The 24311-nt window shown below is 45.5% G+C and carries 22 protein-coding genes and 1 pseudogene; 5 read left to right on the top strand and 18 right to left on the bottom strand.

Going from position 1 to position 24311, the window contains the following annotated elements:
* Positions 1-2: 2 nt before the first annotated feature.
* Together G519_RS0124590 and G519_RS0124595 are read left to right on the top strand one after the other, a co-directional pair.
* Complete coding sequence (locus G519_RS0124590; RefSeq protein WP_029196951.1) at positions 3-722, top strand: GT-D fold domain-containing protein; 720 nt, start codon at positions 3-5, stop codon at positions 720-722.
* A gap of 5 nt (positions 723-727) precedes the next feature.
* Positions 728-1510, top strand: coding sequence for a glycosyltransferase family 2 protein (locus tag G519_RS0124595; protein ID WP_051253654.1), 783 nt, complete (start codon positions 728-730; stop codon positions 1508-1510).
* A gap of 241 nt (positions 1511-1751) precedes the next feature.
* Here G519_RS0124595 and G519_RS0124600 read toward each other — a convergent pair whose 3' ends face one another.
* Complete coding sequence (locus G519_RS0124600; protein WP_036633711.1) at positions 1752-2663, bottom strand: IS1595 family transposase; 912 nt, start codon at positions 2661-2663, stop codon at positions 1752-1754.
* A gap of 115 nt (positions 2664-2778) precedes the next feature.
* Between G519_RS0124600 and G519_RS0124605 the strand changes: the two genes are divergently transcribed.
* On the top strand, positions 2779-3546 hold the full coding sequence (locus G519_RS0124605; protein WP_029196954.1) for a GT-D fold domain-containing glycosyltransferase: 768 nt from the start codon (positions 2779-2781) through the stop codon (positions 3544-3546).
* Positions 3547-4165: 619 nt separating this feature from the next.
* Here G519_RS0124605 and G519_RS0124615 read toward each other — a convergent pair.
* From G519_RS0124615 to G519_RS0124690, 16 genes and pseudogenes are all read right to left on the bottom strand, one after another.
* Entirely contained in the window at positions 4166-4405 is a 240-nt protein-coding gene (locus G519_RS0124615) for a hypothetical protein (RefSeq protein ID WP_029196955.1), read from the bottom strand.
* Between the two features lie 388 nt (positions 4406-4793).
* On the bottom strand, positions 4794-5111 hold the full coding sequence (locus G519_RS50470; protein ID WP_127528031.1) for a hypothetical protein: 318 nt from the start codon (positions 5109-5111) through the stop codon (positions 4794-4796).
* Between the two features lie 205 nt (positions 5112-5316).
* Positions 5317-5601, bottom strand: a complete 285-nt coding sequence (locus G519_RS0124625) for a hypothetical protein (protein ID WP_029196957.1) — start codon at positions 5599-5601, stop codon at positions 5317-5319.
* A 39-nt stretch (positions 5602-5640) separates the two neighbouring features.
* On the bottom strand, positions 5641-6135 hold the full coding sequence (locus G519_RS0124630; protein WP_029196958.1) for a CgeB family protein: 495 nt from the start codon (positions 6133-6135) through the stop codon (positions 5641-5643).
* Positions 6120-7067, bottom strand: coding sequence for a CgeB family protein (locus G519_RS44415; protein ID WP_051253655.1), 948 nt, complete (start codon positions 7065-7067; stop codon positions 6120-6122). The genes G519_RS0124630 and G519_RS44415 overlap by 16 nt, the downstream gene beginning before the upstream one ends.
* Positions 7068-7940 (bottom strand): dTDP-4-dehydrorhamnose reductase, encoded by an 873-nt coding sequence (rfbD, locus tag G519_RS0124640; RefSeq protein WP_029196959.1) that lies wholly within the window; start codon positions 7938-7940, stop codon positions 7068-7070.
* Positions 7941-8081: 141 nt separating this feature from the next.
* Positions 8082-8555, bottom strand: a pseudogene (locus tag G519_RS44420) (dTDP-glucose 4,6-dehydratase); the annotation flags it as partial.
* A gap of 49 nt (positions 8556-8604) precedes the next feature.
* Positions 8605-8901 carry a hypothetical protein gene (locus G519_RS0124650; RefSeq protein WP_029196960.1) on the bottom strand — a complete coding sequence of 99 codons (297 nt, stop codon included), beginning with the start codon at positions 8899-8901 and terminating at the stop codon, positions 8605-8607.
* Positions 8902-8943: 42 nt separating this feature from the next.
* Positions 8944-10092 (bottom strand): CgeB family protein, encoded by a 1149-nt coding sequence (locus tag G519_RS0124655; RefSeq protein WP_029196961.1) that lies wholly within the window; start codon positions 10090-10092, stop codon positions 8944-8946.
* Between the two features lie 15 nt (positions 10093-10107).
* On the bottom strand, positions 10108-11202 hold the full coding sequence (locus G519_RS0124660) for a CgeB family protein (protein ID WP_051253657.1): 1095 nt from the start codon (positions 11200-11202) through the stop codon (positions 10108-10110).
* 1 nt (position 11203) lies between these two features.
* Positions 11204-12076: a dTDP-4-dehydrorhamnose reductase gene (gene rfbD, locus G519_RS44425; RefSeq protein WP_051253658.1), complete on the bottom strand. Its 873-nt coding sequence runs from the start codon at positions 12074-12076 to the stop codon at positions 11204-11206.
* Positions 12073-13077, bottom strand: coding sequence for a dTDP-glucose 4,6-dehydratase (gene rfbB, locus G519_RS0124670; RefSeq protein ID WP_029196963.1), 1005 nt, complete (start codon positions 13075-13077; stop codon positions 12073-12075). The genes rfbD (G519_RS44425) and rfbB overlap by 4 nt, the downstream gene beginning before the upstream one ends.
* Complete coding sequence (locus tag G519_RS0124675) at positions 13077-13796, bottom strand: sugar phosphate nucleotidyltransferase (protein WP_029196964.1); 720 nt, start codon at positions 13794-13796, stop codon at positions 13077-13079. Before G519_RS0124675 ends, rfbB begins: the two co-directional genes overlap by 1 nt.
* A gap of 212 nt (positions 13797-14008) precedes the next feature.
* Positions 14009-18688: a WIAG-tail domain gene (locus G519_RS47770; protein ID WP_051253659.1), complete on the bottom strand. Its 4680-nt coding sequence runs from the start codon at positions 18686-18688 to the stop codon at positions 14009-14011.
* A 411-nt stretch (positions 18689-19099) separates the two neighbouring features.
* On the bottom strand, positions 19100-20383 hold the full coding sequence (nagZ, locus tag G519_RS44435; protein ID WP_084160322.1) for a beta-N-acetylhexosaminidase: 1284 nt from the start codon (positions 20381-20383) through the stop codon (positions 19100-19102).
* A 69-nt stretch (positions 20384-20452) separates the two neighbouring features.
* Entirely contained in the window at positions 20453-20749 is a 297-nt protein-coding gene (locus tag G519_RS0124690; RefSeq protein ID WP_029196965.1) for a hypothetical protein, read from the bottom strand.
* Positions 20750-21338: 589 nt separating this feature from the next.
* Between G519_RS0124690 and asd the strand changes: the two genes are divergently transcribed.
* Positions 21339-22127, top strand: a complete 789-nt coding sequence (gene asd, locus G519_RS0124695) for an archaetidylserine decarboxylase (RefSeq protein ID WP_029196966.1) — start codon at positions 21339-21341, stop codon at positions 22125-22127.
* A 31-nt stretch (positions 22128-22158) separates the two neighbouring features.
* The gene (locus G519_RS0124700; RefSeq protein ID WP_036633712.1) at positions 22159-23418 is read left to right on the top strand and encodes an MFS transporter; all 1260 of its coding nucleotides are present in this window, start codon (positions 22159-22161) and stop codon (positions 23416-23418) included.
* Between the two features lie 636 nt (positions 23419-24054).
* On the opposite strand, the gene G519_RS0124705 is transcribed toward G519_RS0124700, so the two are convergent.
* Positions 24055-24311, bottom strand: a 257-nt coding sequence (locus G519_RS0124705; RefSeq protein WP_029196968.1) for an integrase core domain-containing protein, incomplete at its 5' end; no start/stop codon positions are given.

The following is a 24311-nucleotide window of genomic DNA, read 5'->3' on the forward strand; positions in this document are numbered from 1 at the left end:
GGATGAAACAGCTTCGGAGGTTTAATGAAAATTTTAGCTATGAAAGGTACCTGTTGACGATTGAGGAAGTGCTCGAATGCATAGATACGGCAGTGGCGGAAGGAACTTCGTACTCCCTTGCCCGTTTCGGCCATGCCGAAATTGCCGAGCTGCAAGTATTTCCCGATCTCTACTGGGGAATGGAGTATTACCGGAAATATAATGGCGTTACAAGGGGAAATTTAAAAATTGAGCTTATGGAGGCATTTAAATCGTGTACAACCGCCGGTATACTGCCTACGCTTGAAGACGCGTCAGGTGCCGAATATTCGAGGCAGACGTTCCTGAGTCTCGGGCTTGAGTTCTACACCATATGCTCCGCTTGGGCCACGCATCATATGGTTAGGCTCCCCTACTTCTGGGACTGGGTTCGGCCGTATCGACTCGTGCTAGTAGGGAGACGTGCGGCGGAAGCGGCACCTATTTTTGCAAGCAAAGGTGTTGCTGTGGTGGATGCGGTGATGCTTTCCGATTATGAACAATTGGAGCAGGTTTATCAGCAATTGTGCCGAGTCGGCGGCTGGAATATCGCGCTGATCGCTGCCGGAGTGCCGGCGACGCTGCTTGCCCCCCGTTTGGCGAATGCAACCGGTAAGGTAGCGATTGATTTCGGCCATGCGATTGATTTGATTATCGACGGGGAGGATTTTGATTTCGAGGGACTGGTAAAAAAGCTGAGGTGAGCGTAATGAAGGCAGAAGTCACCGTATTGATTCCAACCTATAATGCCGGAGTTTATCTGCGAGAAGCGATGGATACGGTGTTTAATCAGACCTATGCAGGATGGAAAATCATCCTGATCGATGACGCCTCCACCGATGACAGTATCAACCTCGTGCGCCATTACCTAATGGATAGCCGGGTGACGTACATCTGGAACGAGCGCAATGTCGGACAATCGAAGAGTATGAATACCGGTCTGGAAGCGGTCACAACTCCTTATGTGGTGCAACTCGATGCAGATGATTGGTTGTATCCATATACGCTTGAGGTACTGCTGGCCGAGGCACTTAAGCAGCCTGAGCATGTGGGGCTGATCTGCGGTAACATCAATTCTCTCTTTATGGACAGTAATGGAAATGTGATGGAGAGTATCATCAAAAAAAACCGGTCTTTTCATGATAAATATGATTTCCTTAAGTCGAATATATCGCAATGGCCCAGATTTTATCGGACTTCCGCATTACGGGAAGTTGGAGGATGGCCTACGGACGACCCGTTCGAAGGACGGTACATGGAGGATAAACGCGTTCTGATGCGGTTAATCGAGCACTATCATTTTCACTGGATCGACGTTCCTCTCTATATGCACCGCCGGCATGAGCATAATCAGACGAATTTGCTGGACATTTACAAGGAAATTACCGAGTGGAACGTTCGCGACGCTTTGAAACGCTGGGGAGATGAATTCGACCCCGTGTTTGTAATAGACAACGGCTGGCTGAAGGTTGACTATCTGCAGCCAAAATAAGCCTGATGGCTTGACCTTTTATATAAATAAGGTCATTTCATTATTTCTATAACATGTTTGATTGTATCAGATCACATTAGGTAAATGTCATTATATTAGGTGCATTGGCTCTGCAGTAACAGGCGCTTATTATCACAATGGAATGGATTTTCGCGAAAATCATGAACAATAAGCACAAGCAAGTCTTATGAACATCATTGTTCGTCATCGGAACGACTTAAGATCATTATTATTTATTTGATTATCCAACTAGCTCAGGATAGGTGATCGTCGTTGCCGAAAGGCAACAATGAACTAGCCGGTTGAATAATTCACTCTTGACCTCACGTTGGTTAAACCGATAGCAAAATTCATCGAGATACGCCTGTAAATGCTTAGAGTCTAATCCTTGATAAGTTCCGCCAATAAATGCTTTTGCATTTGAAATAATCGTATGAAGCCATTTCAGATGATCTGGATTTTCTTTCAGATCGTACTTGTGGGCTTCATGCTGAAAGCCTTCCTTGGCCAAGACTTTATAAGAGCTAAACTTATCGCTTGCTATCGTTGAGCCAGCTTCGATGTACTTTGTTGCAAAGATGGCGAGCGTGCTGCCTTTGACATCAGGAACGACCTGCATTTTCAGGTATTTCGGGCAACCCTTCTTGTCGAGCGATAATGCTACAAGCACGGCAGTTTGTTCGGTGCCGCGCCCGCGCTTACCGCCTTCCGTAGGCGCTCCGAAAAAAGCTTCATCGAGTTCGACGATACCAGCAAGGGTATAGGCAGCGTCACGTTCTCCCATCGCCTTACGAACTTTGTGCTGAATCGTCCAGGCAGTCTGATAGGCAATGCCGAGCTCCTCGGATAAGTAAGTGGCAGAGACGCCCCGCTTGTCTTGGGCGATCAATAAAATGGCCCAGAACCATTTCAATAAATCTGTTCTTGTCTTTTCGAAAATCGTTCCGGCGATCACAGTGGTCTGGTGTTCGCAATTCACGCACTCGTATATAGGTAACTTGCGAGTCTTGATTTCATAAGCCTTATCGTGCTTACACTTCGGACAGCAATACCCTTGAGGCCACTTCATTTTATACAGGTTCTCATGGCAAGCTTCTTCAGTTTGAAACTTTTTCTGATATTCGATAAGGTTCATCGATTCTTGTTTCGCCATAGAAATCACTCCCGAACGTATGTTTGATTTCATTACACCAAGCATTCGTTCGTGTTAATAGGGGTTCCTGAGCAAACAGGATAATCAAAATTATTTATAAAGAGGGTGCATTATAATGTCCTTTATAGAACTGAATACTAATCAATTAATGGATAAAATACTACACTCACTAGACAATCAATTACCGCTCTCTGTGATATCCGTGGGAGTTACCGAAACACATGTCTTGGCTCAATATGCCGTTTTCTCCGAAGATCAATTTATGAATGACCCGGAAACACATGTTGCCAATAACTCTATGGTTAAAAGAGGCCACACCCATCGCGGGATAAGATTTCCTAACATTGAAGCACGTAATGAAGCGTTAGAAGCTGTGAAAAATGCTGATATTATAGGCATCTGCATAAAAGTATCAAAAGCGGGGGAATTAACTAGGAAAGTTTTTGACGTCTATGGCGTTACCCCTAAATACGTATTTGAGGCTTACACAAGACGAGTCATTATGATATCTCAGCAGCTAAAGTTTCATCAAATGCTAAGAAATAAAAATATTATCATCATTTGCAGCTACGCAGACGATGTAAGATATGCCCTCGACAATGGTTTAAAAGGACAGTTAGAATTTGAAATTACAGGCACTATAATGATAGAGCAATATGAGGACATCCCTAGAGTGAAGCAGGAAATTACAGAATATGAATTTGACTTATGTTTACTCGCTGCTGGTATAAATGCAGTCATTCTTGCGCCATATATTGCTAATGAGCTAGGGAAAGTAGCCTTTGATATTGGCCAAGGCATGGAAACTTTTATTACTGGCGAAATCGAGGGCGAGGATTGGCTTTCTGGACAAATAGAGTTAGATAGACTCTTAGAAATGTAAATTATAAAGGCCAGAATCTTGGCGTGTATCCAGATTTTTGAGCGCAGAAGTCCCCGGACAGGGAGATCTTCGATTCGGAATCCCCCTCTTAGTGCGGACACGACGCCCTCAACGCCAGCTCCGAATTTGGAAAGTTCGCGGTGTCGTTCTGTCCCCATGCTGCTACGCATCGAATCCGATTGAAGTTTTGCATCTGTGAAGCGAATATTGTTGTACTTCTGCTGTTCTTTCATGGGGCATTGTTCTCAAAGTGGACATACGGCACAATCATTTTTGTCAAATTTGGCTGTATATAACTGCTTGCTTGCTTCAAGAGTTGAATCGGTTCATGCCCTGACTAATGTACTTTGCTGATGCAGCAGCATATAATCAGGCTTTCGCAGCCCAAGCTCTTCAAAAAACACGTCAGTGAGCGTAGATGTGAAATTTTGCCCTGTATGAATGATAGCCATAACGTCTAAGAGTTCGTTCCGAAGGAAATGGATATCGGATGCCATGCTGCAGCAAAAAGACGGTTGGGCCCGATCCTCTAGCTACGCAAATGGCTGGTGCATTTTGCAAGAATGGCTCTTCAGCGCGAATTGCTCCGCCAGTCGGATGAACCGCAATCTGTGTTTTCCTATACATTGGTCACTCGGTTCCAATCGTATTTATAGAAATGAAATGCCTCCATACTGTGAAAAGGACGTTTCTTGCCCTGCTCCACGAAGAATACCGTATTCGAAGACTCGCCTCTCAGCAGAGAACCATCAGGAAACCTTGGCATACTTTGCAAAGCTATGGCCCTTGTTTCCATATGGGGCCCGATTTGTCCAAGGAAGTGTCCCAATCTGGAGCGGTATGTCTCAATCCCGAACACTTGCCAAATCGCCTGACTGCCCAGTTCGCCAACTTCCTGACGTAGGCGGCGATCGGATAGTAGGTGCTGAACCTAAGCTGTGAGATCTTGGATCTCTCCTTTATGCGCCAGAAAAGCGTCAATTACCCGTTGCGGTCAAAATTTAATTCAGTCCACCTGAACGATAGGCAACGACAGGTTTACCGAGGATAAGCCCTTCAGTCAAGTGCAGTTATCCGAATCCCTCGTTCATCAAACTTGGGATCACAACCACATCCATAGCCTGTAGAGAGACTGAATATCTTGAGCACTTCTGTTTTGCCTTCTTACCGGCCATTGGTTGACATCACACTCATCCGTTCGCCAAGAGGGAGGCATTTTTATGGTCCCATCCTATCGTTTGGAATGGCTACAGTGTGGCATGGGATATACCAACAATCCAATCAGAGTATTGATCCACGAGTCCAACCGTGAGCACTGTGGATTCATTCAGTTGTATGGTTTCCGCAATAATCCAAATGACTGGGATTCCTAACTTCTTAGCAGCAACAGCCGGTAAAATGTTGACACACGTATTCGTGATGACAACATCCGGTTCATGGATCAAAAGAAGATCGAGTATATTCTGGTTTCTCGAGCAGCGCTTGGAACATACTTGGCAATGCGGGTGCAGGCTGATACATTTCATGCAAGACCGGATACGGTTGAATGACCGTCGTAACGCCATAGTATCTAGCTTCAAAAGTCCCTCTCTCGGCATCACCAAGGTACAGTCATACTGCCCCCCGAGTTCCAGGTAACAGGTCTCATTACCTTACCCTTTTACATTCGGACATTTGCTTCCTTTTGAAGGACACCTCTCAAAAAAACGACCTTCTTTGGCTAATCAAAGACAGGTCGTTTTTCTATTCACGCGGTTTAAGCAACCTCGTTTAGACGGCAAGCTGTTGTTGCTCCTGAAGGTAGCCTTGCGCAAAGCCTGCATTGAAACCCTCGTTGTAAGCTTGATCAAAGGCTTTATTGTATTTGACAGTAGAATTTGCCTTAACGATTTTGGCGCGCCGTTGCTTGCGTCGAGACGCATTGGCTGATCGACTTGCCAGTGGCTTTCTTTTCAGAATCAGCTTGTTCTTAGTCTTCGACTGATTCTTCCTCTGCAAAGCGCTTTTCTTTTTCCGAATGCTTACTTTAACGTTTCTATTTTTCTTCTTCAACATGATTCATGCACCTCCACTTTCTAGCAGCGTCCTCTCTTATTAGTGAAATACAATATCCAGCATTTGAGACAATCTATTCTCATAGGTGTGATCTCGCATCGTACGATACAATCCGCGCAAAGCGATTTGTTTACGTTCCTCTTCGTTTCTCAAATAGTAGTCCATTTTATGCAAGAGTTCTTCGGGAGATCCATACATCACAATGTCATAGTCTGGTGTGTAAAAGCGGGCTAAATCTTCGCGTATATCCGTGATCTGAAGAGCGCCGCAGCCCGAAATCTCAAATGTTCGCGGATTGGGAGAAGCCCCGAGTAATTGTCGGCTGTTATAGTTATAAGCTTCGTCATCGTAGGCCCTGTGCATATTAATGACCAATTTGGCTCCGTTATAAGCGTTCGCTGTGTCTTCAGGTCCTAGCCAAGTATTCAGTTGAATTTGAGGCGCCAGCAGTTGATATTGCTTCAGACGTTCCCACCAAATTCCTGAGATTTTGATATGTTTGTTTGCTAAGTAGGGAGCTATCCGATCGAACATGGCATGGCTATTCGCATCCTATCTTCTTCGTGAATCAAATAATGCTGCATTTTCTGTATGAGCTCCTCCGCACTATCGAAGGTTTCGATATCATGACCAGGCGTGTAATACTGATCCAAGTCATGGCGGTAATCCGTAATTTGCAAGGTACCGCATGCCGAAATTTCATACGTTCGCGGATTAATCGAATGACCGGGGAGGTTCTTGCTATTTTTATTGTAGGTTTCATCATAACTAAGACGATGCACATTCATGACGATTTTAGCCCCATTGTAATATTTCACTGACTCTTCAATCGGAATCCACTGCAGCTTGATCCCTTGTTCCAAGAGCGAATAATGACGCAGCTGGTCCCAGAGCGATCCGGCCAAACTGCGATATTCAGGAGCGACATGCATCGGTTTATAGACAGACGTATTGACAGCCAGGGGCAAATAATGAACTTGCTGACAACCAATCTCCCTATATAAAGCTAAGCAGCTTAGTTCATGCGTGAACACATAATCATAATGGGGAGCAAGAGATGCTGTATGGTCGGTAAAATAAGGATCATCCGCGAACCAAATGGCGGTCCTTATCCCCATAAGTTTTACTTGCTCTACATGCTCTTTATGTTCGGTTGGAAATAAGTGCAGCCCATTCATGACAAGCACGAGATCAGGTCTAAGCTCTTCTGCCAATCGAACCATATCGGTCGCGGTTGCGGTATAAGCTTCACGGACTGTCTGCTGCAGCCCTTGACTAATACCTCCATCAATGGCATCGAAACCTTGGACGATAAATAATACTTTGGCCTCTCTTAGCGGTAGAGCGGCAGGTCTTACAACGTCAATAACCGCTTGGCAGCGCCACATTCGGACTCCGTGCTCTTTGCCTGCTAGAAATCCTCGCTCCCTGCCCACCGTAGAGTTAGCCGTGATCGTCTTGCTCATTCACACCCTCTTTTCTGTCGTCTTCGGGTATTTATAGTCAACTTGCAGGAAATAATGAAGCGCTGACTTCCAATCCCGCATTGGGGTAAAGCCATTGCCAACAATCGCTTTATGACCAAAGACCGAGTACATGGGTCTTGGGGCTGGTGATGGGAACAAATCCGATTGAACAGGCACTAAGGGAACATGATCCAATTGAGCATACTTTAGGATCTCAGAAGCAAATTCATATCTAGAGCACGATCCTTGATTGGATGCGTGATAAATGCCATATCTGTCCGTCTCCATAAGTTCTCGAATGAAAATGGCCAAGTCCAAACCATACGTAGGTGAACCGAACTGATCATCAACAATGGAAAGATGACCGCCTGCTTGCGCCTTTTCCAATATTTTGGTAACAAAATTGGTTCCTTTGGTCCCGTACAACCACGAAGTCCGCACAATAAAATGCATTGTGCAGGTCCTGCTGACGAATTTCACTCCTAGAAGCTTGGAGCGCCCATATACATTGCCCGGATTCGTTGTGTCAACTTCATCATAAGGAGTTCCCTTTGTTCCATCGAACACGTAGTCCGTGCTAATGTAAATAAGCTTGGCGCCAATTTGCTCGCACACTTTGGCAATATGCAGAGATCCAATGGCGTTGACTTGATAAGCAAGCTCCGTCTCCGATTCCGCTCTATCTACGTTCGTATAAGCTGCTGCATGAATGACAGCGTCCGGGCGTTCATTTGCCAGTATGTCTGCTACCTGTCCCTCATCGCTAACATCCAGTTGTTCCCTCGTCCAGACAGTTACTTCATGTATAGGGGCCAGTACACGTGAGAGATCGTACCCCAGTTGTCCTCCTGCTCCAGTAATCAAAACTTTCATAGCACATCAGCTCTCTTAGAGGTATGATAGGATCCATCGGCAATTCGTTTCAACCACTCGCGCTCCCGCAAATACCAATCTATCGTTTTCTTCATTCCCGCTTCAAAAGAATAGAATGGCGTCCATCCCAGTTCTCGGCGAATTTTCGCCAGCTTTACTTGCCGAGTAAGGACTGTTCGGTGCAAGCGGGGTTCTTTCTGTAAAGGCCCCATCTTGGCCGAGTGTTCCGTATACTTCGTCCGTTGATATATGAATGAATTTCTTCACTTGATGCTGCCGCGCCGCCTCCAACAAGGATTGCGTGCCCAGCACATTGGTAAGTACGAAGTTGCCTGGGCTATGAATGCTTCGATCCACATGGGACTCCGCTGCAAAGTGAACAACGACATCGACACCCTGCTCCATAAGCCGGTTCATCCCTGCCGCATCTCCGATATTTCCATGTACAAACCGGTAGCCGGCTTGCTCTTCCAGCGCCGCGACGTTATCTGGATTTCCCGCATACGTAAGCCAATCCACATTGATGATGCCATCCTGCGGATGGTGCTCTCTCCAATAATGAATAAAATTACTACCAATGAACCCCATGCCTCCAGTTACTAGAATCACCGACATTAGCTATCCTCCTTTTTTGAATACACTAACGATAGCGATCCTTCAAGGACTAAATAACCGGTTGCTCTTGCTCCAAAGCATATCCTTGCGCAAAGCCAATTTTATAACCCTCATTGTAGGCTTCATCGAAGGCCTTATTGTATGAATGGACCCTATGCTTCTTCCTGTGTTTCTTGATCGATTTACGTCTTAGTTTGAGTCTGGGCGATTTCGCCAGGCGACTTAGGCGAGGCTTTTTCTTAACAATCAACTTCTTCTTTAAGCGAGATTTGGTCTGCGAAGCGGGTTTCTTTTTTCGAATATTTATCTTAAATTTAAGCTTTCGAACCTTTATCTTTTTGATCAATGTCCATGCACCTCAGCTTCCTTATCATTAGGACCGGCGTTCTCATCCTTGTTGTCCGAAAACAATAGCGAGCATGTTAGACAGCCTATTCGCATAGGTGTGATCTCGCATTGTACGATACAATCCTCGCATAGCTATTTGTTTGCGTTCTTCTTCGTGTATCAAATAGTATTCCATCTTCTCCAATAGATCTTCTGGTGATGTATAGGTGACAATATCGTAATCCGGTGTATAAAAGTTAACCAAGTCGTCGCGTACATCTGTTAATTGAAGCACGCCGCAGCCGGATATCTCGAAAGTTCGCGGATTGGGGGAGGCTCCAAGTATTTGCCGGCTGTTATTGTTATATGCCTGGTCATCATAGGCTCGGTGCATATTAATGACCATTTTAGCTCCATTATAAACATTCGCGGTTTGCTCCGGCTGCATCCAAGTATTGAGCTGAATCTGTGGCGCAAGCAGCTCATAGTGCTTCAATCGCTCCCACCATATGCCGGAGATGAAGATCCGTTTGTTCGACAAATAAGGAGCCAGCCGATCAAACATCTCCACTCGGTTCCAATAGGCAGATCCGATGAAACTGATATCCCGGTGCATACCATGTGGAATGGGCTTTGGTCGAAACATATCCGGCTGAAAGGCAAGCGGTAAATAATGAACCTGAGGGCATCCCATTTCCTTATATAGCGACACGCAATTCACTTCCAACGTGAACATGAACTCGTAGTGGGTCGCATAAGAGACGGTGTAGTCCGTGTAATAGGGGTCATCCGTAAGCCATATGGCCGTGCGGATGCCCATACTGCGAATCCGGTCTACCACATCTAGAGATAGATTCATCCCATCTAGAATAATCATCAGGTCGGGATGATAGACAGCAGCAAGCGTTTCGAGATTTGCTTCCGGGCTGCCGATACGAATCGGATCATTATCACAATTCCCTATAATTAATTCACGGACTAATGGACGCAAGCTGCCAATAATCGCATGATCCAAGGGCTCGTAAGGAAAGCCTTTACCCGACGTTACATAGAGCACGCGTACATCCCATACGGGCTTTGGTGCACGATCCCGAATCGCTTTTTGAATAACAGCTTCACATTGCCCCAACCGAACGCCATTGGTTAATCCAGAGTCATAACCGTCCTTATGACCCCGTTTCCAGGCATGATTCTTTTTAACTACGGCCATTTGTTCCTCTCCCTTCTAGGCAAATACAATTTCCATCATTTTTACTAATCGATCTGCAAACGTATGCTCCTGAACCGTTCTGCGCAAGCCTCTTATCGCAATGCGCAGCCTTTCCTCCTCATGCCGCAAATAAAAGTGCATCTTTTGAATAAGCTCATCCGCATTAAGAAAGGTTTCGATATCTAGACCCGGTTTGTAGTATTGATCCAAATCATAACGGTAATCTGTTATTTGCAACGTACCGCATGCGGCAATCTCATACGTTCTCGGGTTTATCGAATGACCTGGAAGGTTTCTACTATTTTTGTTATATGTTTCGTGATAGGTTAAGCGATGTACGTTAATGACAATTTTAGCGCCACTGTAATATTTCACAGACTCCTCGATGGGAATCCATTGCAGCTTTATCCCATGCTTTAAGAGCTCATACTGACTTAGTTGGTCCCATAATGAACCGGCCAGCAGCACCTTTTTACTAGCTAAAAAGGGCGTAAGCTTGTTGAATAGGTCGATTCGATTAGGAAAGCCGCTCCCAATGAAGCAAATATCGCTGCGATATGCCGGATCTACTTGTAAGGGTTTGAACACAGTCGTATTAACGGCCAATGGCAAGTAATAGACTTGCTGACAACCAACCTCAGCATAAAAGGGTACACAGCTCATTTCATGAGTAAACACATAATCATAATGGGGAGCAAGCAATGCGGTATGGTCTGTAAAATAAGGATCATCCGCAAACCATATGGCCGTGCGAATCCCCATAAGTCTTACCTGATCCACATGGATCGAATGATCCGGAGGAAAGATATGGAGCCCATTCATGACAAGCACAAGATTCGGCTGGAGTTCCCCCGCCAAACGAAGCATATCCGGAGCTGCACCGATAAACACTTCTCGAACCGTCTCCTGCAAGCCTTGAATAATCCCCTGATCAATGGCATCGAAGCCTTGAACGATAAAAAGTACGCTGGCATCTTTGAGTGGAAAAGGGGCTGGCCTCATCGTGTCAAGAACAGATTGGCACCGCCCCATCCGTAGTCCATGTTCCCAACCTGCACGAAAGCCCTGTTTCCTTCCCAGCGCCGAACTGACAGCAATCGTTTTGCTCATTTCACACCTTCTTTACTATGACTGCTGGATAAACATGGTCGATCTTCAAGAAGAAGTTCAGCGCCGATTCCCAATCTCTCATCGGGGTAAAGCCATTGTCAGCAATAGCTTTGTGAGCAAATGCCGAGTACATCGGTCTTTCCGCAGGCAATGGATACAAATCCGAATGTACAGGAATCAGCGGAACATGCTCCATCTGAGCCATCTTCAAAATGTACAAGGCGAATTCATATCTAGAACACACCCCTTGATTCGATGCGTGATAAATGCCATACCTGTCCGTTTCAATCAGTTCTCGAAGAAAGATCGCCAGATCCAAACAATACGTGGGTGAGCCGAATTGATCATCTACAATGGACAGTGGTCCTCCCGACCGCGCCTTTTCCAATACTTTGGTAACAAAATTAGCTCCTTTGGTGCCATATAACCAAGACGTACGTACGACAAAATGCTTCGAGCAGGTCATTCTGACGAATTTCTCTCCAAGAAGCTTGGAATGACCATATATATTGTTTGGATTGGTGGTATCCCCCTCCTCATACGGGGTTCCCTTCGTTCCATCGAACACATAGTCGGTACTGACATATACAAGCTTGGCACCGATTTGTTCGCAAGCTTTTGCTATATGCAGGGCTCCCATGGCATTCACTTGATAGGCTAGTTCCGTCTCTGTTTCCGCCTTATCGACATTCGTATAAGCAGCAGCGTGAATAACAACATCCGGTCGCTCTTGTAAAAGGATGTCCATGACTTTCTTCTCATCGCTCACGTCAAATTGGTCTTTGCGCCAAGCGGATACTTCATGAACGGAGCCAAACACACGGATGAGATCATAACCGAGCTGTCCACCAGCTCCAGTGATTAATATTTTCATGTGAGATCAGCTACTTTTGGGGCGCGGTAAGATCCGTCAGCAATGCGTGCACACCATTCGTGTTCTTGCACATACCAATCTAGCGTTTTCTTTAATCCTGATTCAAATGAATAGAACGGCACCCACCCCAGCTCACGACGAATTTTGGTACTATCAATCGCATACCGACGATCATGTCCAAGGCGATCAGATACGAAGTGGATCAAATCCTCCGATTTGTTAAGCATTTTCAGAATGCTTTTGACAACCTCCAAATTCGTTCGTTCATTTTGTCCGCCGATATTGTAAACCTCCCCTGCTACACCATCCTCAATCACTCGTTCAATTGCTGAACAATGGTCATCCACATACAACCAATCCCGTATATTCAATCCATCGCCATATATCGGAATCCGCTCATTACGAAGGGCACGAGTAATAATGAGTGGAATTAGCTTTTCAGGAAACTGACGAGGACCATAATTATTAGAGCAACGGGTAATAACACCCGGAAATCCATAGGTTTCATAGTAGGCTCTGACGAGTAGATCCGATCCTGCCTTACTCGCAGAATAAGGAGAATTAGGTGCTAGAGGAGTCGTTTCGGTGAATGCTCCCTCGTCACCAAGTGATCCATACACCTCATCGGTTGAAATATGAATGAACTTCTTGACCTGGTGCTGTCTTGCTGCCTCTAATAAGCATTGTGTCCCTGCGACATTCGTAAGCACGAAGCTGCGGGGGTTACGAATACTTCGATCTACATGGGTTTCGGCGGCAAAATGGACGACCACGTCAACCCCGAGCTTCATCTGTTGGTTGATCAAAGCAATATGAGCGATATCACCATGTACAAACTGGTACCCAGCTTGCCCATCTAGTGACCTGACGTTATCCTTGTTTCCTGCATACGTAAGTAAATCGATATTTATTAACTGATCTTCCGGATGATTTTTTTTCCAGTAATGCATAAAATTACTTCCAATAAATCCCATTCCGCCCGTAATTAGAATCACCGACATTAGCTGTCCTCCTTCCTTACAAAAAGAGTAGCCTGAAAGAGAGATTCATGTGTCCCGGCATCAATCCACCATCCTGTAAAGAACTCATGAGTAAGCTTGCCAGCAGCTGCGTACACATTGTTCACATCGGTGATTTCCAGCTCGCCTCGGTTGGAAGGCGTTTGTTGTTTGATAATGTCAAACACCGTAGAATCAAATAAATAAATACCCGTAACTGCATAAGATGAGCTTGGATGCTCCGGCTTTTCTTCGATCCGTTCAATGATGCCGTCCATCATCTTTGCAACACCATATCTTCTAGGATCAGCCACTTTCTTAAGAATGACCATTGCTCCCTCTTTCTGCTTCTCGAAAGTGTTAATCATCGGATTTAAGGAATCTTCAAACAAGTTGTCACCAAGAAGAACGACGAATTTCTCACCTGACAACACGAATTCCTTCGCAAGCGCCAGTGCCTCAGCGATCCCCCCGGCTTTCTCTTGGAGCTTGTAGGTAAGACGGACACCAAACGTTTCACCGCTGCCCAAATATTCCAAATACAATCCTGCGGACTGTTTCCCCGTGATTAATAAAATATCTTGAATGCCAGCTTTGCATAATTTCTCAATGGCATATTGAATCATGGGTAATTCACCGACTGGAAGCAAATGTTTATTGATGATGTTCGTCAGAGGACGCAAGCGGCTTCCCGTCCCTCCCGCCAGTACAACACCCTTCACAAGACATACCCCTTTCCAAGCGTTATAATGGTGCGTAGCCACATCCACTTCTTTAATCATATGCTTTCGTGATATATGGAAATTGGACGAATACCCCTGATTCAAAAATTGGTCATTCAACCACAAGATAAAACGCCGCTAAACAACAAAAAACGGCTAGCTCGCAGAATCTGCGACACAAGCCGTTTATCATCTACCTGAGCCCTCTTCATTTACAACTTTTTGCCGATAGCTATCCAATTCACGATACCTTCTTGATCGGGTGAAAACTTGGCACGTATAACGGATACTATGGCGTTTTCCATCGATTTTTGTTTCACAGATACATAGCAGGCCTGGTGATCCGTCATCGCCGTCAACACATAATTCTCATCCGCAAACTTCTCATCGAAGTGTAATACGACTTCCATCATCTCATCCTGAATTTTCATTTCAAAAGGAACGAGTCCAAACTGCTGCGTAATATTTTTTTTCGTACTTGGCGTCTGCAGAACATTTTCCGTTAACTTCGTTACAGAAAGCGATCCATCTGCAATGTGCTCCCTGCTTATAGCACCTGGTTTAAGCTTTGATCCGTCAATGCTGCTACTCGCAATATGGAAATTGCTAACAGCCGCATAGGCTAGTTTGCTGCCATCAATACTGCCAACCGTCAGCTTCGATCCTTCCAATGCACCTTCTGCCAGATGGCTGCTATTTACTGCGCCGGCTACCAACTTGCTGCCATCTACGCTGCCAGCTGCCAGCTTCGATCCGTCTACGGAACCGGGTACCAGATGACTGCTGTCCACTGCTCCAAACGCCAACTTGCTGCTATCTACACTGCCAATTGCAAGCTTCGCCGCATCTACAGCGCCGTCCATCAGGTGCTCATTTCTTACCGCACCTTCTACCAATTTACTGCTATCCACACTGCCTGCCGCCAGCTTATTGCCATCTACCGCGGCTGCAGCCAAATGCTCCTTAGTTACTGCGCCAACTTTAATCTTATTGCTGTCTACACTGCCCGGGGCCAACTTCGAGCCTGACACTGCTTTATCAGCAAGGTGCTCACTACTCACCGAGCCGCCCGCCAGAATTCGACCGTTTACACTGCCATCAGCCAGCTTTGCCTCATCCACTGCACCGTCCGCCAAATGTCCATTCGTAACCGCACCTGCGATGAGCTTACTTCCGTCCACGCTGCCAATGGTCAAATGGTAGTTGCTGATGATGCCAGAGGCCAACTTGCTGCCATCAATACTTCCTGCAGCTAGCTTCGCGCCATACAATGCGCCATCAGCGAGATGATCGCCGCTAACAGCACCTGCGGTCAACTTGCTGCCATCTACACTTCCTGCTGCCAACTTAGCCCCATCGACAGCACCGTCGATAAGATGAGCGTTGTTGATGGATGCAGCTGTCAGTTTGCTGCCATCTACACTTCCTGCGGCTAGCTTTGTAATATCAACTGCACCTTCTGAGAGATGAAAGCCACTAATGGCGCCAGATACCAGCTTGCTGCCATCCACACTGAATGGAGCCAGCTTGCTGCTTGTGATGACTCCATCACCTAAGTGCTCATTCGTTACCGAGCCTGCCACCAGCTTGCTGCCGTCCACACTGTTTGGAGCCAGCTTTGATGCATTAATGGATCCAATCGCGATGTGATCGCTGTTCACAGCCCCAGTGACTAACTTACTGCTGTCCACAATACCTGCAGCCAGCTTAGTACTCGTAACAGAACCATCAATGAGGTGACCGCTGCCAACCGATCCTAGAGCTAATTTACTACTTCCTACACTGCTGTCTGCAAGCTTAGATCCATCCACTATCCCATTCGCTAAGTGTTCATTATTTACAGCGCCTGCTGCCAGCTTCGATCCATCTACAACGCTATCAATGAGATGTTCCCGATGAACCGAACCCGCCACCAACTTAGTTCCATCTACACTACCTGCTGCCAACTTCGCACCATCAACAACACCGTCTGACAGATGCTCATTCTTTATCAAGCCTGTTGTCAACTTACTACTGTCTACGCTGCCTGTCGCCAGCTTCGCTCCATACACCGCATTATCAGCTAAATGATAATTACTAACAGCGCCAAGAATCAATTTGCTTCCGTCTACTGAATTCGCAGCAAGCTTATCATTATCAACAGCACCGTTTGCCAGGTGCTCAGTATCGACAACCCCAAACCCAAGCTTTGTTCTATCTACTGCACCATCAGACAAATGTTTGCTTGTAACTGATCCTAGAGACAGCTTCGTACTGTCTACGCTGCCCATTGCCAACTTCGAATTACTTACAGCACCATCCGATAAGTGCTCACTATTTACAGCGAGCGCTGATATTTTGGAACTCGTGATAGCCCCGTCTGCCAAATGTCTTCCACTAAGCGCGCCGCTCACTAGCTTGCTGCCATGAATACTTTCATTAGCCAGTTTAGCCGCTGTAATCGCCCCATCAGCGATATGCTCACTATTGATGGCTTTCACTGAGATTTTGCGGCTAGTCACACTCGCATCTGCTAAATTGGCTTCCTTCACCGCTTGGTCTTCCAGTTTCCTTGTTGTCACTGCTCGATCCTGGAGTACCTTGGATGATACGGATTCAGCTTGCAGATGCTGGGTTCCAACCGCTCCATTTGCCAGCTTTTCTTCTGTAACAGCTCCTAGCGCAAGAGTTTCAGAAGTAATCGATTGTTCGACAAGTTTACTTCCTTCCAGACTTCGGTCAGCGAAGATGCCAATAGTAATAGATCCTTGGGCTAAATGTTCAGACGTTATTGCACCTGGTTTAATGTGCAGACCATTAATAATATTCTCTTGTAGATGGCGAGTTTCAACAGACATCGCGGCCATTTTGCTGCTTGTTACAGCTTCTTCCGCGATTTTACTCGTTGTAATGGTTTCATCTTGCAAATGAAGGGTTGAAATGGCTTCTTCGGCTATGTGTTCGCGTTGAATCGCTGACCAAGCAATTTGTTTCTCGCCTATTGCTTGATCTGCGACATGCTCCGAACGAATCACCTTTAACCCCATCTTATCCTCAGTGACAATTCCATTCTGAAGGTGCTCTTTACCAATTGCCTGATGAGTAATGTGTTGACCTAATACGGCTACATCCTTCAAATGAGTACTACTAATGATGCCTTCTTGCAAATGCCCTGTTTTGATGGAACTCAGAGAGATTTTATCAGAAGTTACACTGTCATCCTTCAACTTAGAAGTATCTACACTACCCTCCGATAATTTCTCATTCGTCACAGCACCTGCTTCAAGCTTAGCGGTAGAAATGATTTGATCAGCCAAATGTGTATTCTGTATGGATTCTGCTTTAATATGTCTTCCCTCAACCGAGCCTTCGGCTAATTTAGAAGAGGTGATCGTTCCATCTTGAAGCTTGGAAGGCGTTATTTCACCATCAATCAAATGCCTATTACCAATCGCTTGACTGCGAAGGTGCTTTCCTTCAACAAGGTCCTCTACCAATTTAGCTGATGTAATGGACCCATCTTTCAGCTTCGAGTTCGAAATGCTAGCGTCCGCAAGATGCTGGCTTTGAATGGCATTAGGATGAATGTGTTTATCCGTAATGAGGTTTTCTGCCAACTTATCTGATGTAATGCTTTCATCCGAAAGCATACTTCCATATAAAGCACCATTCGCAATATGCTCCGCTTGAATCGAGCTTGCAGCGATATGACGACTAGTGATGGCTTCATCGGTAATATGTTCACCAAAGATGGAGGCTTCCTGCAAATGTTTCGTTTCAATCGCTTGTGGAGCAATCTTCGAGCTCGATATAGCCATATCCACAATCTGATCTTGATTTACGGCATCCCACGCCAGCTTATCTGTAGTGATTGACTCATTTTTCAAATGAAAACTCTCAATAGCAAAATCAGCAATATGCGTTGTTTCAATTTGACGCGGAGCAATGTTACGGCTTAGAACACTGCCATTAGCCAAGTGCTCTCCATAAATACTTTGTGGTTGAAAATGAACAGAAGTAATGCTCTCATTGGCGATCTTCTCTTCGGTCACAGCCTGATCTCTTAACTTATCCGTTGTGACTGAAGCATCTGTCAGCTTGGCGGTATCAATAATATAATTGGACAAATGCTTTGCTTGCACGGCGCCACTATGAATTTTCTCTCCCGTTATCGCTTGATTATCAATGAGTTCGCTCGTAATGATCAGCTCAGACAAATGTTGGGGAAGAATGGAACCGTGAGCAATTTTTATGGAATCAATGGTTTGATCGGCCAGTTTATCGGCTGTGATACTATTGTCCAGCAGTTTACTGCCCGGAATGGATTCATCCTGAATTTTATCACCCAAAATACTATGCGGAGCAATATGTTCATCATTGATCGCTTGAATAGCGATCTTATCTCTTGTTACGCTGCCCGGAGCAAGCTTCGAATGCTCGATTGCAAAATCCTTCAAAGCTTTAGTGCCGATACTTAGAGGTTTAATCTTGCTCTCATCGACAGAGCGACTTGCAATTTTCTCCCAAGTGATCGCTTCCTCGACAATATCATCTGTATAGACAACAGGGTTTACAAATTTCCCCGTTTTTCTTTCAGAAAGCAATAACAGCGGTGGTGGGGGCGCGGTAGTCGTAGTGGAAACCTTCATTAGACTGGATTGCTTGTTAATTTTGGTCGTTTCGACCGGGGGTTTCACATTCCCTTTGAGTGGCGGTTGTGGATCACTTGTTACCGTCTTCTGAACGGGTTCGACTTTTTCTATTTTCTCTGCTTTCTCAGCTTTCTCTGTTTTCTCTTGCTTCACTGGATCTGATACTGGTTCAATCTCATCTATCCAATCCAGTTCGTTCACCCTGCTGGAGATCACTTTTTTCACATAAGGTCTTACCCTGCTGTTCTTACTCTTACTCATAGACTCCTCTCCATTCTCCAAGAATTAGTCACTTGTAACATATTCAGTCTCCGCCCGATAGGTACGCTAGCCCGAGAAAATGTGCGCTAACCTAGATAAATGGTCGAATTCACCAACTACTCTCTATACATATGCGGATTATAAAAGAAAGCTTGGGCATTTGTTTCATTGGTACATGTAAAGTATCCGTATCCGTACAAACAAGCAATCCTGCTTTTCCATCATGTCAGCCTACGATTCTCTCATTATTAAACCAACCAATTCTAGCATCGATGATGAAAATGGATCGCAATGTCAGGAGCTGGTTCTTTCCATTGACGGATATGCAAAATTCTTGTTAGATGGCGGCATCCCCCCGCTTTAATCAAGCAAAAAAAACACCGTGCTGCGAATGAATCCGCAGGAACGGTGTTATTTGTTTGCTTTTGTCCCTAGTACGCTTTGCACCTCAGCGTTTAGCTTCTTCGTATCAGGAACTTTGATCGGACGATCCGTAAGTTGGTATTTCTGTTTCACCTTCGTGACTTGACGAACACTTTGGTTGATTGTTTCCATCGGTATTCGCCCGGATTGAACGGCTTTTCGCAGTGCGTCTATGACCGTGACGACCTTCTCATAATCATGTCCGACCATGACGATATTTGACCCCGCAAGAACAGACTTCACCGCAGCCTCACCCAGATCATAGTTTGTGATAATGGCTCCCATCGTCATATCATCTGTCATGATGAGTCCCTCAAACCCCATTTCCTTACGCAAAAGATCTGTCATAATCTTTTTCGACATCGAAGCGGGATTCTGAGCATCCACTTTTGGCAGCAGAATATGAGCGACCATGACCGCATCAGCCTGATGCTTGAAAGCTTCTGCGAATGGAACCAGCTCAAGCTTGCGCAAACGGGCGAGATCATTTTGAACGATCGGCAGTCCCACATGCGAATCTATCGAAGTATCACCATGTCCAGGGAAATGCTTCACAACAGGGACAACCTTCTGATTCTGTAGTCCATTCATCATTTGAACACCAAAACTGCCCACAATAGAAGCGTTAGATCCGAATGAACGGTCACCAATGACCGGATTATTGGGGTTGCTATTGACATCCAGATCAGGTGCGAAATCCATATTTAAGCCATAGGCATTTAGTTCTTTCCCTAGAAGTTGACCGATATTATATGCCAGTACAGGACGACCCGTTTTACCGATGTCCATGCTGGTCGGTGTTTTCATAATCTCATCCGGTAACCGTGTCACCCTGCCGCCTTCTTCATCTACACCCAGCCAAAGCGGAAGCTTATTCACGGCATTCGTCTGTTTCAATTCATTAACTAGATCTACCAGCTGAGTCGTATTTTTCACATTTGGCTTGTATAATATAATCCCGCCAACATGATAAGCTTCAATCAGTTCGCGTGCATGTGCATTCATACTGTACTCATCTATTCCCGCTATAATCATTTGTCCTAACTTTTCTTCCAGTGTCATCGCCGTAACACCGCTTGTTGCGACTGGTGTTGAAGTTGGTGATGGAGACGAAATCGGTGTTGGAGTAGCATCCACGCTCGGCGGTGTCGCGGCGGGTGCTGAGGAAGATGGACTGACTCCCGGGTGAGACGACGAACAGCCCGTTAAGAGCAGTGAAAATGCAGCTGCGAACACAGCGCTCCTGATCAACAAAGGTATATCTCGTTTCATCTTCATCTACCTTCCCTTTTGGACCTAATCTTCTTAACGAGCTTCTACCTAAAATTGTTGCAAGACCGATTACTCACTTCTAAGCTCCTTCAGCGTCCATCTCAGTAACGTGTAGATCCCATAACACCCCAAGTAACCTCCGCTTAACAGGAATAGCCCATTTTGAAAAATGCCGTGAATATTCGTCATAAATACCGTCTCATCTCTTAAAATCTCATAAATGGCGAGCACGCTGATGATACCAAACACATAAGCACACCCTACTGCTAACACATGATAAATCGTTCGGCAGAATGTGAACAGCCAAGCACTTACTAGCATGCTGATCGGAAGCAGAATACTAAGTATCACGATTATTAAAGTCATGACGTTCTTTCACCTCATCAACAGCATTGACGTTTTCCTTTCGGGAAATACCAAAGGCAACTTGATCCATTTTGTGATATGATAGACATTGAAAGTAAAGCGTTTACATAAAGGCTTCTCCTGCTAGGATCCGGCTCGCATCCATCACAAGGAAAAGAGGTCTATTAATGAAGAAGAATATCGTCTTACAGTATTCGCTGCCCTTAGATGCTTCCTTTGAGCTAATCGCAAGCTGCAAGTCCTGTACGAGTATTTCTGATCATTCGTCTCGAACCCCTGTTCAATGTATCAAGTTCGCCGGCTCCTCTGTTCCCATCTCCGTTAACCTCGCTACGTGCTATACCTGCGGGGATTATAAGCAAAGCTAGCATATTCCACCTCAAACAGCCATTAGGCTGTTTTTTTCTTGTGCTTGCCTTGCATTCCTTCCTTATTCGACAATTGATTCTTTTACCTTTCTGTGGCAAGATTAGCGAAGAGCCATATATAGGGATCTTTGATCTTGATCAAAGTCTCTCTGCATGAAGGGATCTTTGATCTTGATCAAGGTCTCTCCTAAACACATGAATGAACAGGAGTTTTTTAATCTATGTCTAAACCATTTTTTCGATTGCTTACGGAGCTGTCTTCACGCAAATGGGTGTCCCAAGTGACAGGTGCTTTTGCCAGATCCAAAGCAAGCCGGATCTTCATTCCCCGCTTTGCCCAAACCTACGGAATACGTATTGAAGATGCTGAGAAGCAGTTACAAGATTATAAATCTTTGAATGATTTCTTCACACGCAGATTAAAGCCAGGGTTACGCCCTATTCACGAAGACTTGTCTCGTGTTGTAAGTCCTGTTGATGCCATGATTACAGGTATCGGCGACATTAAAGAAGGCTTAATTGTGAATGTCAAAGGCCAAGACTACACCATCGAAGAGCTGCTGAATCGTTCCCCCCGTACGGTCAACTATAAAAATGGCTTTTATTTTGTTCTGTACCTCAGCCCTACAGACTACCACCGGATTCATTCGCCGATTTCAGGTGATGTGCTTGAGAGCGAGCATGTGCTAGGAAAAGTATATCCTGTGAATGAGTTTGGCCTTCGTCATATGAAGAGAGTACTAAGTCGTAACGAACGGTTAATCACCTTTATCCAGCATAATGCCGGTGAAGTTGCTGTGGTCAAGGTCGGGGCACTTAATGTAAGTTCTATTCAATATGTGAAGCCTCTTCCCAAAAACCTTGAGCGAGGTCAAGAACTAGCCTACTTCGAGTTTGGTTCAACCGTCGTTCTCCTTTTTGAAGATGATATGTTTGAGCCTCGACCGGATCTGCAGCTTGGTTCTAAAGTTAAAATGGGAGAAGACCTCGGCCGTTTCCTAGAAAAATAAAGGGAATCTGCTGACTGGAGAGGAGAGAAACATGGCATCCATTACAGCATCATCTCCCGATCAAAGCTCCAAGAGCTTACATGGTACCGGAGACGTTAAACCTACCGTATATCGGATTTTATTCGCAATTGGTCTTGTCCATTTACTCAACGATTCAATTCAATCTGTCATCCCTGCTATCTTTCCCATACTAAAAAGCGAGATGGGACTTAGCTATTCACAGATTGGTTGGGTGCAATTCGCCATTAACTTCACGGCTTCCATTATGCAGCCGGTTGTCGGCTTATACACAGATCGCAAGCCTTCACCCTATATGCTGCCGATTGGCATGGCATCCACCCTTACGGGTATGCTGCTGCTCGCGTTCGCACATTCGTATTGGGTCGTGTTATTGTCTGTTTGCTTTGTAGGTCTGGGCTCAGCCGCCTTCCACCCAGAGGGATCTCGTGTCTCTCACATGGCCGCGGGAGGTCGCAAAGGTCTGGCTCAATCCATTTTCCAAGTTGGCGGAAATGCCGGTCAATCTTTGGCCCCTATGATGACCAAATGGATTTTCATTCCACTTGGATTATTCGGTTCCATATGGTTCACAGGCGTTGCAGCAGTAGCTATCGCCGTGCAATTATATATTGCGCGCTGGTATAAATCCGTGCTGATTGCCACACCGGTTAAAGCTAAAACAATCGTACAACGCACCGTCAATCCACAACGGCGCAAGCAAGTCATGTTTGCGATTTGCCTGCTTATTTTTCTAGTGTTCGTCCGTTCTTGGTACGGAGCAGCAATGAGCGGCTACTTCGCCTTCTTCTTGAAGGATACATACGGCATGTCAATCGACCGCGCACAGGACTTTATCTTCTTGTTCCTAGCGGCTGGTGCAGTTGGAACATTTTTTGGCGGTCCGCTTGCAGACCGCTTCGGTAAGCGGAATGTCATTTTCTTTTCCATGCTTGGTTCAGCGCCGTTTGCTTTGCTGTTACCGCATGTGTCCATAACTTGGGCTTACGTTTTACTTGTTATTATCGGAGTCATTCTATTATCCAGCTTTTCTGTTACCGTTGTGTACGCCCAAATGCTGTTTCCCGGGAAAGTCGGAACCGTTTCTGGCTTAATTACAGGCTTAGCTTTTGGAATGGGGGGCATCGGGAGTGTCGTCCTAGGAAATCTCTGCGACACCCTAGGCACGACACGTGTTATGGAAATGTGTGCCTTTCTACCACTCCTCGGCATCCTGACGTTCCTTCTCCCTTCGGATCGCAAATTAAGACAGTGGACAGAAGAAACCAACTAAAAGAAAGACCTTGTTAGGCATGCTAAATCAGCTGCTGAAACAAGGTTTTTTTGTATAGTTATAGACAAGCTGGCGATTTCTTGCATTATCTTGCTGCTATGAACCTATTAACTAGCTGACTGCTTTGCTGCTACAACACACTACATAGCTGGCTACTAAGACATTATCTTGCGGTCTGCTAATCCATAAACTTGCTGCCTGCTAACCCATTACTTTACCACTACCCCTTTACTTGCTGCCTGCTAACCCATTACCTTATTACTACCCCTTTACCTGCTGCCTGCTAACCCATTACCTTATTACTACCCCTTTACCTGCTGCCTGCTAACCCATTACTTTGCTACTCCCCCTTTCCCCTGCTGCCTGCTCACCCATTACTTTGCTACTACCCCTTTACCCTGCTGCCTGCTAACCCATTCCTGATTGTGACATGACACACTTCCTCTCGCATGAATTACCCCCACTTCCTCCACCCTCCTCCTCGCTCCGCCACACCTTTAAGGAACTGTTCGAACAAAATTTGCTGCAAAAAATGCAGCTAATTTCTAATCAGCTGCTCATTCGGTTCGGCCCCTTAATTATGGAGTCTAGCTGCTAAATGCTCTCGCTCTCGCAGCTTCTCATTTCTCTAGCACACTAAAGCGCAATTTCTACGGCTTCTAATTTTTTAGCTTCCCAAGCTGCATGGTACTGGCTTGGACTCATTTTGTGCAGACTTCCGTGGAAACGCCGTTGGTTGTAGAATTCAATGTATGTGTGTACTCTTTGGTAAGCTTCTTCAAACGTTTCAAAGTACTCTTTTGTGTACACATCTCTTTCAATAATGCTATGAAATGACTCAATGTATGCGTTCATATTGGGGGTCTTGGGCGGTATGCGCTCGTGCTCGATCG

The organism is Paenibacillus alginolyticus DSM 5050 = NBRC 15375 (genome assembly GCF_000422905.1).
Lineage (GTDB): Bacteria > Bacillota > Bacilli > Paenibacillales > NBRC-103111 > Paenibacillus_E > Paenibacillus_E alginolyticus.